This window comes from Poseidonocella sp. HB161398, from assembly GCF_005870025.1.
In the GTDB taxonomy this organism is placed as follows: domain Bacteria; phylum Pseudomonadota; class Alphaproteobacteria; order Rhodobacterales; family Rhodobacteraceae; genus Mangrovicoccus.
This window is the reverse complement of sequence record NZ_VATA01000003.1, coordinates 101,320-114,500: the sequence shown is the minus strand read 5'-3', so window position 1 is coordinate 114,500 and position 13,181 is coordinate 101,320. Positions and strand designations below refer to the sequence as shown.

The 13,181-nt window shown below is 69.6% G+C and carries 12 protein-coding genes; 5 read left to right on the top strand and 7 right to left on the bottom strand.

The features are described 5' to 3' along the window. Nucleotides 1-12: 12 nt before the first annotated feature. The 6 genes from hflK to FGX59_RS03560 form a co-directional block, all read right to left on the bottom strand. Nucleotides 13-1,155 carry an FtsH protease activity modulator HflK gene (gene hflK, locus FGX59_RS03585; protein WP_138465151.1) on the bottom strand — a complete coding sequence of 381 codons (1,143 nt, stop codon included), beginning with the start codon at nucleotides 1,153-1,155 and terminating at the stop codon, nucleotides 13-15. A gap of 62 nt (nucleotides 1,156-1,217) precedes the next feature. Next, on the bottom strand, nucleotides 1,218-2,576 hold the full coding sequence (gor, locus tag FGX59_RS03580) for a glutathione-disulfide reductase (RefSeq protein ID WP_138465150.1): 1,359 nt from the start codon (nucleotides 2,574-2,576) through the stop codon (nucleotides 1,218-1,220). A gap of 24 nt (nucleotides 2,577-2,600) precedes the next feature. Beyond that, nucleotides 2,601-3,377, bottom strand: a complete 777-nt coding sequence (rpiA, locus tag FGX59_RS03575) for a ribose-5-phosphate isomerase RpiA (protein ID WP_138465149.1) — start codon at nucleotides 3,375-3,377, stop codon at nucleotides 2,601-2,603. 67 nt (nucleotides 3,378-3,444) lie between these two features. Then, entirely contained in the window at nucleotides 3,445-4,116 is a 672-nt protein-coding gene (locus tag FGX59_RS03570; protein WP_138465148.1) for a thiamine diphosphokinase, read from the bottom strand. Beyond that, the gene (locus FGX59_RS03565; protein ID WP_138465147.1) at nucleotides 4,113-4,337 is read right to left on the bottom strand and encodes a DUF2842 domain-containing protein; all 225 of its coding nucleotides are present in this window, start codon (nucleotides 4,335-4,337) and stop codon (nucleotides 4,113-4,115) included. Before FGX59_RS03565 ends, FGX59_RS03570 begins: the two co-directional genes overlap by 4 nt. A gap of 62 nt (nucleotides 4,338-4,399) precedes the next feature. Next, entirely contained in the window at nucleotides 4,400-5,695 is a 1,296-nt protein-coding gene (locus FGX59_RS03560) for an adenylosuccinate synthase (protein WP_138465146.1), read from the bottom strand. A gap of 189 nt (nucleotides 5,696-5,884) precedes the next feature. On the opposite strand from FGX59_RS03560, the gene FGX59_RS03555 reads away from it, so the two are divergent. The 3 genes from FGX59_RS03555 (at nucleotide 5,885) to FGX59_RS03545 (ending at nucleotide 8,640) form a co-directional block, all read left to right on the top strand. Continuing rightward, nucleotides 5,885-6,373 carry a hypothetical protein gene (locus tag FGX59_RS03555; protein ID WP_138465145.1) on the top strand — a complete coding sequence of 163 codons (489 nt, stop codon included), beginning with the start codon at nucleotides 5,885-5,887 and terminating at the stop codon, nucleotides 6,371-6,373. 103 nt (nucleotides 6,374-6,476) lie between these two features. Beyond that, entirely contained in the window at nucleotides 6,477-6,851 is a 375-nt protein-coding gene (secG, locus tag FGX59_RS03550; protein WP_138465144.1) for a preprotein translocase subunit SecG, read from the top strand. Nucleotides 6,852-6,996: 145 nt separating this feature from the next. Next, nucleotides 6,997-8,640 (top strand): CTP synthase, encoded by a 1,644-nt coding sequence (locus FGX59_RS03545; protein ID WP_138465143.1) that lies wholly within the window; start codon nucleotides 6,997-6,999, stop codon nucleotides 8,638-8,640. A gap of 1,008 nt (nucleotides 8,641-9,648) precedes the next feature. Here the strand turns inward: FGX59_RS03545 and FGX59_RS03540 are convergent. Then, nucleotides 9,649-10,947 (bottom strand): hypothetical protein, encoded by a 1,299-nt coding sequence (locus FGX59_RS03540; RefSeq protein WP_138465142.1) that lies wholly within the window; start codon nucleotides 10,945-10,947, stop codon nucleotides 9,649-9,651. A gap of 135 nt (nucleotides 10,948-11,082) precedes the next feature. Here FGX59_RS03540 and FGX59_RS03535 point away from each other — a divergent pair, with 135 nt between their 5' ends. Next, entirely contained in the window at nucleotides 11,083-11,796 is a 714-nt protein-coding gene (locus FGX59_RS03535; protein WP_171060496.1) for a DsbA family protein, read from the top strand. A gap of 59 nt (nucleotides 11,797-11,855) precedes the next feature. Then, the gene (locus FGX59_RS03530; RefSeq protein ID WP_138465140.1) at nucleotides 11,856-12,296 is read left to right on the top strand and encodes a TerB family tellurite resistance protein; all 441 of its coding nucleotides are present in this window, start codon (nucleotides 11,856-11,858) and stop codon (nucleotides 12,294-12,296) included. Nucleotides 12,297-13,181 lie beyond the last annotated feature (885 nt).

The window sequence follows — 13,181 nt, the reverse complement described above, 5'->3', positions numbered from 1 at the left end:
GGTCCGTCTTCCTCACTGGCTGTCCGGGCGCCGCAGCTCGTTCAGCGGCAGGTAGGGCACGACCCCGCTGCCGCCCTCGCCGGCCAGGGCCGGGTCGAGCAGGACCTTGTCCACGTCGCCGAGCACCTTCTCCATCGTTTCCAGATAGAGGCGCTCGCGGGTGACGTCGGGGGCCAGGCGGTACTGTTCCAGAACCGCGCTGAAGCGGCTGGCCTCGCCCTGGGCCTCGTTGATCACGCGGGCGCGGTAGCCTTCGGCTTCCTCGACCAGCTGCGCGGACTCGCCGCGCGCGCCTGCGAGCACCCGGTTGGCATAGGCATCGGCCTGGCGCTGGAGCCGGTCGCGCTCCTGCTCGGCCGCCTGGACCTCGCGGAAGCTGTCGATGACCTCCTCGGGCGGGTCGGCCTTGTCGAGGTTGACCCGGACGATGTTGATCCCCGCCCCGTAGCTGTCGAGCGTCGCCTGGATCAGCTCGTGCGCCATGTCCTGGATCAGCCCGCGGTCGCGGTTCAGGATCGGCGCCAGCTCGGACTGGGCGATGATCTCGCGCATCGCCGATTCGGACACGGCGCGCACGGTCATCTGCGGATCGCGCAGGTTGAACAGGAAGGCCGCCGCGTCGGTGACGTTCCAGACCACCTGGTAGTCGATATCCACGACCGCCTCGTCGGTGGTCAGCATCAGCCCGCCATCGTCGTCGCCGCGCGCGCGGCTGCGGCCGACGCCCAGCTCCTCGACGCGTTCGACCGAGACCGGGATGACCTCATGGGTGACGAAGGGCCAGGGCGCGAAGTTCAGGCCCTCGGTGCCGGTCTGGCTGTACTTGCCGAGGAAGAGCTCCACCGAGTTCTCTTCCGGACGGACCGTGTAGAGCGAATTGTAGAGCCAGAAGCCCAGAACGGCCACGCCGACCAGCCCCCAGGTGCCGCGGTTCATCTTGAACCCGCCGCCGCCGAAGCCGCCGCCATTGCCGCCGCCCTTGCCGCCGCGGCCGCCGAGGATCACGCGGAGCTGTTCCTGCCCCTTCTTCATGATCTCGTCGATCTCCGGGATCTGGGACCCGTCTCCGCCGGGCTTCCGGCCTCCGCCGCGGTTGTCGTTCCCCCCTCCCGAGCCGCGGTTGCCGCCGCCCCAGGGTCCTCCGGAATTTGCCATATGTGATACTTCCCCGTGTTCTATCACGTTCTTGAGAGAAATGCGGATCGCCGCCCGCGGATTCAAGCGCTGCGGGTCGGGTTCCGCATGGTCACCAGCTCCTCCGCCATGGTCGGATGCACCGCGCAGGTACGGTCGAAATCGGCCTTGGTCGCTCCCATCTTCACGGCAATCCCCGCCAGCTGGATCATCTCGCCCGCAGAGGGTGCCACGATGTGGCATCCGAGGACAACATCATCCTCCTTGCGGACGATCAGCTTCATGAAGACCCGCTCCTCGCGCCCGGCGAAGCCCGACTGCATCGCCTTGAAGGAGGTGGTGAAGATGTCGACGGCGATTCCCTGCGCCTTGGCGTCCTCTTCCGAGATGCCGGTCGTGCCGATCTCGGGCTGGGTGAAGATCGCCGAAGGGATCAGGTCGTGGTCGACCGCCGTCGGGTTGCCCTTGAAGACGGTCTCGACGAAGGCCATGCCCTCGCGGATCGCCACCGGCGTCAGGTTGACGCGGTCGGTCGCATCGCCGATCGCGTAGATCGACGAGACCTTGGTCTGGCTGAACTCGTCGACCTTGATGGCGCCGTTCGGGGCCATCTCGATGCCCAGCTCGAAGAGGCCCAGGCTGTCGGTGTTGGGCTTGCGCCCGGTCGCGAACATGACGAGGTCGAAGACCCGCTGCGAGCCGTCGGTGCCGTGGACGAGGATGCCGTCCGCGGTCTTCTCCATCGACACGGTGTTGGTGTGGGCGCAGAGCTCGATCCCCGCCTTGCCCATCTGCTCGGCCACCAGGTCGACGGTCTCGCGGTCGAAGCCGCGCAGGATCTGCTCGCCGCGGAAGAACTGGGTCACCTCGACGCCGAGCCCGTTCATGATGCCGGCGAATTCGCAGGCGATATAGCCGCCGCCGACGATCAGCAGGCGCTTCGGCAGCTCCTCGAGATGGAACATCTCGTTCGAGGTGACGGCGAGTTCATGGCCGGGGAATTCCGGCACGAAGGGCCAGCCGCCGGTCGCGATCAGGATGGTCTTGGCGGTCTTCGACTCGCCGTTGTCCAGCATCACGGTATGGGCGTCGGTGACCACGGCGCGGTGCTTGAACCACTCCACCCCGGAATTGTTCAAGAGACGCTCGTAGACGCCTTCCAGCCGGTTCAGCTCGGTCTCGAGCTGGCCCTTGAATTTCTGCCAGTCGAAGCCGCCGGCGGTGACGTCCCAGCCATAGGCCGCGGCATCGGACATGTGGCCGGGATAGGAGGAGGCGAAGACCATCAGCTTCTTCGGCACGCAGCCGCGGATCACGCAGGTGCCGCCCATGCGGCTTTCCTCTGCGAGGCCAACCTTCGCGCCCTCTGCCGCCGCCACGCGCGCCGCGCGCACGCCGCCGGAGCCGCCGCCAATGACGAACAGGTCGTAATCGAAACTCATGGGAGATGTCCTTCGCTAACTCAGTCAGGCGGTGGGGAGGAGGGCCGCCAGTTCCATGATGACATCGCCCCAGGCGGGCGCCGTGTCATGCATGCGGGTTTCGTGCTTGCCGTCGGGATGGCCGATGATGACCGTGTCGCAGAGCCCGATGAAGAGCCCGTGCTCGACCACGCCGGGGATGTCCGCCAGCGCCATGGACAGCGATTCCGGATCGGCGATGCGCTTGAGATGCGCGTCGATGACGTAGTTGCCCTGGTCGGTCAGGACCGGCGCGCCGTCCTTCATCCGCAGGGCAGTCTCGCGGCCGTCCACCTCGGAGGCGGCCAGGACGTCCTGGATGCGCTGCACGGTGCCCTTCCAGCCGAAGGGGATCACCTCGATCGGCAGCGGGAAGGCGCCCAGCGTCTCGACATCCTTCGAGGGGTCGGTGATGACGATCATCCGGTCCGAGGCCGCGGCGACCAGCTTCTCGCGCAGATGCGCCGCGCCGCCGCCCTTGATCAGCCGCATGTGGCCGTCGAATTCGTCGGCGCCGTCGATGGTGATGTCGATGCGGTCGACATCGTCGAGGGACACGACCGTCAGACCCAGCGCGCGGGCCAGCCCGGCGGTGCGCTCGGAGGTCGGCACGCAGGTGAGCCGCAACCCCTCGTCCTTCGCCCGCTTGGCCAGCGCCCGGACCATCCAGGCCGCGGTGGAGCCGGTGCCGAGCCCGACGGTCATCCCGTCCTCGATCTCGGCAACGGAGGCCATGGCGGCCGCGAATTTCCCGGCATCTGCCGGAGACAGCGTGTCAGACATCGTCGATCCTCTTTCCTGACAAAGGATATAGGGAATGCAGGCGCCTGCCGCGACCCCCAATCGCCCGTTACCAGCCGGGTGCGTCCTCGAGCCCGTCGAGCAGCCGCGGAAGTGCCGTGCGCGGCAGCATCAGCAGGAGCTTCGGCGCATGCGCCTCGATCAGCACATGGCCCTCGGCGCGGTTGGAGGTGCCGCTCTGCCCGTCAGGGGAGAAGGCGAGCCCGTCGACCGGCCATTTCAGCCCGCGGCTCTGCGCGGTGACCGGGCCCATGGGAAAGAGGCTGACCGCCGTTCCGGGGTCGAGATCCAGCGCCAGCCGCGGCGGCGCCAGCAGGCAGGCATCCTCGGGGCCGAGCACCAGCGCGCGCCGCTTCGGCAGCCGCGCCATGACGTTGAACACCGCCAGAAGGTGGTCCATCCGCCCGCCGGCGAATCCCACGGCGAGGATCAGCGGCGCCTCGATCCGCGCCAGGCACTTGTGGAAATCGGTGCTGTCCTGCTCGGCGACGCGGTGCAGCCGCTCGGGCGGGATCGCCGCCATCGCCCCGGCATCGAGCGAATCGAAATCGCCGATCACGGCAAGCGGCATGTGCCCGGCCTCGAGCGCGGCCCCTGCCCCGCCATCGGCCGCGACCAGCACGGGCGCCAGCGCCAGCGCGGCGGCGATCTCCTCCGGTTCCACCGGGCCGCCGCCGACCAGGGTGACGGCCGAACCGCTGCGGATCAGCGCGCCGCTCACTCGCGCCCGGTCTCCGGATCGGCCTGCCCGACCCCGCGGAACACCCGGCGCAAGGGCAGCGCCCAGGCCAGGCCCAGCCCGACATAGATGCCGAGCTCCAGCCAGATCGAGGGCCGGTCGAACAGCGCGACGATGCTGACCGCCACGACGATATAGGCCGGCAGCCCCAGGAGCAGCACGACCAGCGACCAGCGCCGCCGGGCCTTGTAGGAAAGCGCCATCGGGGTCCTCCCTTGTTCCGCCGCCCGAGGCTAGGCCATCGCGCGGCGGAGTCCAGTGCCGATCAGTCGGCGAAGGGGTCGGTGACCAGGATCGTGTCGTCGCGCTCGGGCGAGGTCGAGAGCAGCGCGACCGGGCAGTCGATCAGCTCTTCGATGCGGCGGACATACTTGATCGCGGCCCCCGGCAGGTCGGCCCAGGAGCGCGCGCCCTCGGTGCTTTCCTTCCAGCCCTCGAGCTCTTCGTAGACCGGCGTGCAGCGCGCCTGCGCCTCGGCCGCGGTCGGCAGGTAGTCGAGGGTCTCGCCGTCCAGCTCGTAGCCGACGCAGATCTTCAGCGTGTCGAAGCCGTCGAGCACGTCGAGCTTGGTCAGCGCGATGCCGGTGACGCCCGAGGTGGCGCAGGTCTGGCGCACCAGCGCGGCGTCGAACCAGCCGCAGCGGCGCTTGCGCCCGGTGACGGTGCCGAATTCATGGCCGCGCGTGCCCAGGCGGTTGCCGGTCTCGTCCTCGAGCTCGGTCGGGAACGGGCCCTCGCCCACGCGGGTGGTGTAGGCCTTCACGATCCCCAGCACGTAGTCGATCGCGCCCGGGCCGAGGCCGACGCCGGTGGCCGCCTGGCCCGCGATCACGTTCGACGACGTCACGAAGGGATAGGTGCCGAAATCGATGTCCAGCAGCGCGCCCTGGGCGCCTTCGAACAGGATGCGCTTGCCCGCCTTGCGCTTCTCGGTCAGCACTTTCCAGACCGGCGCGGCATAGGGGAGGATCTGCGGCGCGATCTCCTTCAGCTTCTCGATCAGCGCCAGGCGGTCGATCGGCTCGATGCCGAGGCCCTTGCGCAGCGGGTCATGATGCTGCAGCGCGCGGTCGACCCGGGCGATCAGCGTCGCCTCGTCGGCCAGATCCGCGACGCGCACGCAGCGGCGGCCGACCTTGTCCTCGTAGGCCGGGCCGATGCCGCGGCCGGTCGTGCCGATCTTGGTGCCCTTCGACGCCGCTTCCTCGCGCGCGCGGTCCAGCTCGCCATGGAAGGGCAGGATCAGCGGGGTGTTCTCGGCGATCATCAGCGTCTCGGGGGAGATGTCGACGCCCTGCTCGCGGATCTTGGCGATCTCGGTCACCAGGTGCCAGGGGTCGAGCACGACGCCGTTGCCGATGACGGAAAGCTTGCCGCCGCGCACCACGCCCGAGGGCAGCGCGTTCAGCTTGTAGACCTGGTTGCCGATGACCAGCGTGTGGCCGGCATTGTGGCCCCCCTGGAATCGCGCGATGACGTCGGCCCGCTCGGAGAGCCAGTCAACGATCTTCCCCTTACCCTCATCGCCCCACTGGGCACCGACGACGACGACATTGGCCATGGTTCTCTCCATTCAGTCCGCGGCGTGAATAGCCAATGCCCGCGCGGGACGAAACCGCAAAAACTATCGGCAGCCGGCCCGGTTGGCGAAGTTTCCGGACCGCAGCCGCCCCCCGGCGCCTTGCCCGGGCCGCCGGGACATGGGAAGGGGCGGAAAATCTGCCTCAATTGCCTTTTCCGGGGAATCGCCATGACCGCCGCCCTCCTGCGCCCCGCACGCCGCGCCCTGCCGCTCGTCTTCCTCCTCCTGCCGGCCTGCAACATGCCCGAGCACCTGGCCGGGCCCGACCTGGCGCCGGGCACGGTCTCGATCGCCCAGCCGGTGACCGCCGCGCCCCTGTCCCAGGGCGCCGCCCCCGTCCCTGCCGCGGCCGCGGCGACCGGCGTGCCGCCGCTGCTGACCTATCCGGCGCTGAGCTCGGAGGATTACGGCGCCTGCGCGGTGGTGCTGGCCACGGGACGCGCGCTGAACGATCCTGACGGGTTCCAGTCCGGCCAGGCGGGCATGCAGAAGGCCGTCTCGACGATGATCGCCTCCGCCCCCGATCCCGCCCGCGCCCGCGCGGTCAGCGACGAGATCAGCGACGCCGCGCAGGATCCCTTCTATGCCTATGTCCGGGCGAACCTGGATCTCTGCCGCCAGCGCCACCCCTATCACGCGCAGGCGCTGGGGGCCTGAACGCGCCCCCGGCGGGCTTGTCTGCGGAGTTCGCGATGCAAAGGGTTGCGTCCCGGGGCCGCGGGCACTAGTTAGGCCGCGATCCGAACACCAGGTCCCACGCATGCAAAACGTCCTACTCATCATCCACCTGATCCTCGCCCTCTGCCTCATCGGCGTTGTGCTGCTGCAACGGTCCGAGGGCGGCGGCCTCGGGATCGGCGGCGGGAGCGGCGTGATGTCGAGCCGGGGCGCGGCCACCGCGCTGACCAAGCTGACCTGGGGATTCGCCGCGGCCTTCATCGCCACCTCGATCGCGCTGACGATCATCGCCGCGCAGAGTTCCTCGGGCAGCTCGGTGCTGGACCGCCTGCAGGACGCGCCGGTCACGGCCCCGGCAACGGGCTCCGGCACCTCCGAGCCGGCGCTGCCGGGCGGGGATCTGCTGCCGCCGCCCTCGGCCAATTCCGAGCCGGTCGCACCGCCGCGCGCCGAATAACCGAACAGCCACAAGCTCTTGTAAAATCTGTACATCCCGCAACAGCATGTTGCGGGATCACTGCGAATCCTATATGGGTCTAATCCCGTGGTCAGGTTTCGCAGCCAACCTATTTTCGGCCGACATCACGGGGGTTCCGAGCAACATGACGCGCTATATCTTCATCACCGGCGGTGTGGTGTCCTCTCTGGGCAAAGGCCTCGCCTCGGCCGCGCTCGGCGCGCTTCTGCAGGCCCGGGGCTTCACCGTCCGCCTGCGCAAGCTCGACCCCTACCTGAACGTCGATCCGGGCACGATGTCCCCTTTCGAGCATGGCGAGGTCTTCGTCACGGATGACGGCGCCGAGACCGATCTCGATCTCGGCCATTACGAGCGCTTCACGGGCGTCGCCGCGCGCAAGACCGATTCCGTCTCCTCGGGCCGCATCTACTCGAACGTGCTCGAGAAGGAGCGCCGCGGCGACTACCTCGGCAAGACGATCCAGGTGATCCCGCACGTCACCAACGAGATCAAGGACTTCCTCTCGATCGGCGAGGGCGAGGTCGACTTCATGCTCTGCGAGATCGGCGGCACGGTCGGCGATATCGAGGGCCTGCCCTTCTTCGAGGCGATCCGCCAGTTCGGCCAGGACCGCCCGCGCGGCCAGTGCATCTTCGTGCACCTGACGCTGCTGCCCTACATCGCCGCCTCCGGCGAGCTGAAGACCAAGCCGACCCAGCACTCGGTGAAGGAGCTGCGCTCCATCGGCATCGCCCCCGACGTGCTGGTCTGCCGCTCCGAGGGCCCGATCCCGCAGAAGGAGCGCGAGAAGCTGGCGCTGTTCTGCAACGTGCGCCCCGAGGCGGTGATCGCCGCGCAGGACCTGAAGTCGATCTACGACGCGCCGCTGGCCTACCATGCCGAGGGCCTCGACCAGGCGGTGCTGGACGCGTTCCAGATCTCGCCCGCGCCGCGCCCGGTGCTGACCAAGTGGCAGGACGTCTCGGACCGCGTGCACAACACCGACGGCGAGGTCCGCATCGCCATCGTCGGCAAGTACACCCAGCTGGAAGACGCCTACAAATCCGTCTCCGAGGCGCTGACCCATGGCGGCATGGCCAACCGGGTCAAGGTCCGCACCGAATGGCTCGACGCCGAGGTCTTCGAGAAGGACGACGCGGCGGCGCATCTGCAGGGCTTCCACGGCATCCTGGTCCCGGGCGGCTTCGGCGAGCGCGGCACCGAGGGCAAGATCAAGGCGGCGGAATTCGCCCGCACCCGCAACATCCCCTATCTGGGCATCTGCCTCGGCATGCAGATGGCGGTGATCGAGGCGGCGCGCCATCTCGCCGACATGGAGAATGCCGGTTCCGAGGAATTCGACGACGAGAAGGGCAAGAAGCGCTTCACCCCGGTCGTCTACCACCTCAAGGAATGGGTCCAGGGCAACCACAAGGTCGAGCGCAAGAAGTCCGACGCCAAGGGCGGCACGATGCGGCTGGGCGCCTATACCGCCTATCTCAACGAGGGCAGCCGCGTGGCCGAGGTCTATGGCGACACCGTCATCGAAGAGCGCCACCGCCACCGCTACGAGGTGGACATGACCTACCGCAAGCAGCTCGAAGAGCGCGGGCTGATCTTCTCGGGCGTGTCGCCGGACGGCCGCCTGCCGGAGATCGTCGAGGTGAAGGACCATCCGTGGTTCATCGGCGTGCAGTTCCACCCGGAGCTGAAATCCAAGCCCTTCCTGCCCCACCCCCTCTTCCGCGACTTCGTCCGCGCCGCCAAGGACCTGTCGCGGCTCGTCTGAGCAGCGCCGTTTCCCGGGGACAGGCCCGCGGCACAGGCCCGGCAGCCGGTCCCTGGCCTTCGCGGCAAATGCGATCCGGCCGCTCCGCCTGCGGCCGGGCAACCGGCAGGCCGCCCGCATGATCGCACATGCCGGTCCGGTCGCCCTGCCAGACGGCGAAAATCCTCCAAGTCCCCATGATCTGGAGAGAGACCAGCGGCCCGGTCGCCTCCGCTTGCGATCATCGGGGCTAGAACGGCGCCAGGACACGACCTCCGGCATCCGGCCAGTTCCGCACCGTTTGCGGCTCCGCGGGAAGCGCGGCCGCCCCCGTCCGAATCCGGGCGATGACAGGGCAGCGCTGCAGCACCGCGATCTCCCCTCTCCCCGGCGGCGCCCGCACTCGGCGAAGTCGCTCAATGGCCGGAGCGGCCCCGCCCGCCGGGATAAGCTCCGCTTCTGCAGGGCCCCGCGCGGGCCTCTCCAGCCGCGACGGTCCAACGCGCGCCCGCGCGCCGCACCATCTGGCTCTGACGCGCAACTCCGCCGCCGCAGCTCGGCCCCGTCGCTGACCGCGGTCAGCGGGATCGCCGTATTGCCTGCGCAGTCCCGCCCGCCGGGAGAGGTCCGGCCATTGCAGTCGCCCCGCCCGGGCATTGCCCGCACCGGCACTCAGTCCCGAGGACCGTCATGCGCCGTCGCGCGGGACCATCTCGCGTTGAAGCTTCACTGCGCCGCCGTCGGGATCCTGCTCCTCGGTGCAGCCGTCGAGCGCATCGATCTCTTGCAGGAAGCCGCCCCAGAGACTGCGCCGCCAGTCGCGTCGCGGAAGGCGCCGTGCAGCGCTGGCGGGCAGAGAGGTCCTTGACCGGAGCAACATCCACGAAATCGAGACACACCCCCTCGGAACGCCGATCCTGCTGGCGCATGGCCTGCAGGAAGACCAGCGCAGGGGACAGCGAAACCGCCGTACATATCCACACCCGCAGCCGACGCCCGAAGCGGACGAGCCGGGGCCACCGCGCGGCGTCAGGCTTGCCCCAGGTCGCCGGGGGCCGCAGCCGGCGCCGCCGCGGCGGGCTCCGGCCGGAAAATGCCGCGGATCGCGCAGGCCGCCTTCACCGCCGCCTCGATCTCGTCCGAGGGTTTCGGCTTCTCGTCCTCGCCCCGGGCAAGATCGGTATAGGTCTCCGATCCGGAGCTCTGGCCGCCGCCGGCCCTCTTCAGCACCTGGGTCAGCTGCGACAGGCCGCTGAACACCTTGTACCAGAACGGCCCGCCCAGCCCGATCAGGAAGCCCGAGATCGCCACATTGACGAACCAGATCGGCAGGCCCGACCACCAGGGCTCGCGCAGCTCTCCCGGGGCGCAGGACAGGTCCGGCGGGCCCGCGGCGCCGCCATCCACCGAGATCTGCTGCTGGATCATGTTGATCTCCGGCGCGATCAGGCAATGCGGATAGTAGGTGAAGCCGATCGGCAGCCCGGCCTCTTCGGTCAGCAGCCGGAAATTCTCGTCCACCGCCCGGCGCAGCTCCGCCAGGTCGGTCTCTGCCTGGCGGATCTCGGCCTCGGGCGCGCCGCCATCCCGCGCGGCGGCCAGCGCGGCCTCCTTCTCGGCAAGGCTCGCCAGGATGTCCGGCGAGGCGCCGATCAGCGCCTCGCGGGCGCTGCGATCCGTCATCACATGAACGAAGATCCGCCCGGCATCGATGTTGAAAACCAGCGCGACCAGGAAGGCCAGCAGGATCGAGACCGCCTGCGCCTTCTTGCGGTAGCGCTCCTGGCTGAGCAGCCGGTAGCGGGCATAGGTCTCCACCAGGACCTCCCATTGCGCGGCCGTGGCGAGCTGGCTGCCATAGGCGTCGAGCCGCGCGAAGCGTTCGGCGAAGCCGCGCGGGCTCAGCGTGTCCACGCGCATCGCGTTGCGCAGCCTCAGCTTGGCGTCATCGGCCGACGGCGCCGCGGCCGGCTGGCTGTCGAGCAGGATCGCGTAATGGCTGACCGGCAGGAGGTCGGCGAACCATTGCCCGATCCGCGCCAGCCCGCCCTTCGCGCGGCGCAGCTCGTCCAGCGAGCCGTAGACCGGATTGAAGGTCAGCTCGTCGACCAGATAGGGGATCCAGCTGTCCCGCTCGCCGCGTTTCGCCACCGCCAGCCGCGGCACCGCGCCCGCCGCCACGTCCCGGATCATCCGCGCCAGCGCCAGCGCCAGGAAGGCCTGCCGGGTCCGGCGGCTGCGCAGCCAGGCCTCGGTCAGCCCGCTGACGATGGTCGCCAGGATGATCATCACGACGGAAAAGGCCAGCGCCCCTTCGAGAATCTGCATGCCACTCCTCCCGAATGACCGGAACATCGCTTGATCAAAGCTTAATCAGAAATTTACTCTAGGGAATACGCCCGCGGGCGGGCGGCTGGCAAGCATGGCATTCCCGACGCGCGCATGGCAGGACGGGGCATGGCCGTGACGCGACGTTCCCTTCTGATCGCCGGCGGTGCCGCGGCTTTCGTGCTGGGGCTGCCGCGGCTCCTGCGCTTTGCCGCGCCGCTGCCCGCGGCCGCGCCGGTGCCCGGTCTGCCCGGCTTCGCCCGCATCGAGCTTGGCGAGATCAGCCTGCCCCCCGCCCTCGCCGGGATCGGCGGCACGGCCGGCCATGCCGCGCCCGGGCTGCGGCAGGACCTCGAGGCCGCGCTCTTCGGGCCGGTCCGGCCCGGCACCGTGCCGGTCGCGGTCTTCACCGACGTGAACTGCCCCAATTGCCGCCAGATCAGCCCGCAGCTCCTCGACTGGGCGCGGAACCGGACGGAACGCGTCACGGTCGCCTGGCACGAGCTGCCGCTTCTCGGCCCGACCAGCGAGAGCGCCGCCCGCGCCGCGCTGGCCGCCGGGCTGCAGGGCGCCTATCTGGAGGTGCACGAGCGGCTGATGCAGAGCCGCTTCCGCCCCTCGCCCGCCTATCTGCGCGACTTCGCCGCCGCGGCCGGGATCGATGCCGCGCAGATGGCCGCCCAGATGGAGGGACCGGAGGTAGAGGCCGCGCTCGACCGGGCGCGCGGGCTGGCGCGGCTCTTCGCGATCCCAGGCACCCCCACCCTCGCGATCGGCCGGACGCTGGTAATCGGCGCCCCCGGTGGCGCGCAGATGGAGCGGCTCCTGCGCCGCGCCGCCGCGGCCTGAGCCGCCCTGTCGCCGAAAAGTGTCTTGGCGCGGCGCGGAACTCGGCCTAAATGCAGGTCATGTTCGGAGATTTGCTCAAGACCCTGCTCGATCCGGCGCCGACGCGCCTGCCGGAACCCGATGCCCGCCTGGCGCTGGCCGCGCTGCTTGTGCGCGTGGCCCGGTCCGACGGCGACTATGCCGAGGTGGAGATCGCCCGCATCGACAAGGTGCTGGCAAGGCAATACGGCATCGGCCCGTTCGAGGCCGCCAAGCTGCGCCGCGACGCCGAGGAGCTGGAATCGCAGGCCCCCGACACGGTGCGCTTCACCCGCGCGATCAAGGACGCGGTCGCCTACGAGGACCGCCAGTCGGTGATGGAGCAGCTCTGGGAAGTCGTTCTGGCCGATGGCGCCCGCGACGACGAGGAGGATTCGCTCCTGCGGATGGTGGCGAATTTCCTCGGCGTGAACGACCGCGACAGCGCGCTGGCCCGCCAGAGGGTCGAACGCCGCCTCTGAGGCCCTGCCCCCAGGGGCAGCGAACAGCAATCCGGCCAGCGCCCGGCGGCGAGGCCCGCGGTCCGGATGCAACGCCCATTCTCGCGACTCTTCCATGAGGACGCGCTGGCCGGACTGTCTTTCCCATTTGCCCTCGCGCGCCACGCGGCGGGCCTGCAGGCCGGGTTCCGCAGCGGCAGCCGGAGCGGCGTGATGCGCGGCCGTCCCGACGTCAGGCCCCCTACTCTCGAAGACACGTCCTGACGCTCCGGGACAGATGCAGGGCAGTCGGCGTCATTTGCAGGACGGGCACCCTGCCGGTTCGGCAGAGGACGCGCGCGACCGGAGCTCCGTTTCCTCCGCGCCCCTCGCCGGGCCGATGCGGCGCCGGGCGCCTTCGGGACTCCCGGCATCCCTTTCCTGGCCAACAAGATTTGCGCGATCTGCCTGAGGGTGCAGGCCAGCGCGGCTCTGCTGCATGCCGGGGGCAAGGCGTCCTAGCAGGATGCTGAAGATGGATTTCAGCATGTCGTCGTAGAGGAAATCGTTCCGGAGATGGTCAGGGCCGCTCCCTGATTTACGCAGATCGGGCCGCCCTCAGGACCATTTTCCCAGTTCTACTGCCAATCTCCACGGCCGAAGGGACTTTTTCAGCATCCTGCTAGGCTCTGACCGTCTCCAATGGCGGGCGCCCCGGGAAGGGAGCGCCTGTCGTTCCGGCTTGAACCGCGGGGCTTGCCTGCGGACCGGACCGATCTGCGACGCCGCGGCCGATGCCGCCCTGCCGTCGATCGCCGGCGGACTTGCGGCGCCCGCCCGCCCTTCCGCTGCGGAAGCCGCGCCGGAGACCTCCGGGACGGGTCCGCCGCCGGGACCGCATGTGCCCGCCAGACGGGCACATGCCCG

Excerpts from the sequence above, each read along its gene's own strand:
- FGX59_RS03560 (WP_138465146.1), bottom strand. The coding sequence starts at position 5,695 with ATGGCCAATGTCGTCGTCGTCGGTGCCCAGTGGGGCGATGAGGGTAAG.
- FGX59_RS03540 (WP_138465142.1), bottom strand. The coding sequence starts at position 10,947 with ATGCAGATTCTCGAAGGGGCGCTGGCCTTTTCCGTCGTGATGATCATC.
- rpiA (WP_138465149.1), bottom strand. The coding sequence starts at position 3,377 with ATGTCTGACACGCTGTCTCCGGCAGATGCCGGGAAATTCGCGGCCGCC.
- FGX59_RS03565 (WP_138465147.1), bottom strand. The coding sequence starts at position 4,337 with ATGGCGCTTTCCTACAAGGCCCGGCGGCGCTGGTCGCTGGTCGTGCTG.
- FGX59_RS03545 (WP_138465143.1), top strand. The coding sequence starts at position 6,997 with ATGACGCGCTATATCTTCATCACCGGCGGTGTGGTGTCCTCTCTGGGC.
- FGX59_RS03530 (WP_138465140.1), top strand. The coding sequence starts at position 11,856 with ATGTTCGGAGATTTGCTCAAGACCCTGCTCGATCCGGCGCCGACGCGC.
- secG (WP_138465144.1), top strand. The coding sequence starts at position 6,477 with ATGCAAAACGTCCTACTCATCATCCACCTGATCCTCGCCCTCTGCCTC.
- FGX59_RS03555 (WP_138465145.1), top strand. The coding sequence starts at position 5,885 with ATGACCGCCGCCCTCCTGCGCCCCGCACGCCGCGCCCTGCCGCTCGTC.
- gor (WP_138465150.1), bottom strand. The coding sequence starts at position 2,576 with ATGAGTTTCGATTACGACCTGTTCGTCATTGGCGGCGGCTCCGGCGGC.
- hflK (WP_138465151.1), bottom strand. The coding sequence starts at position 1,155 with ATGGCAAATTCCGGAGGACCCTGGGGCGGCGGCAACCGCGGCTCGGGA.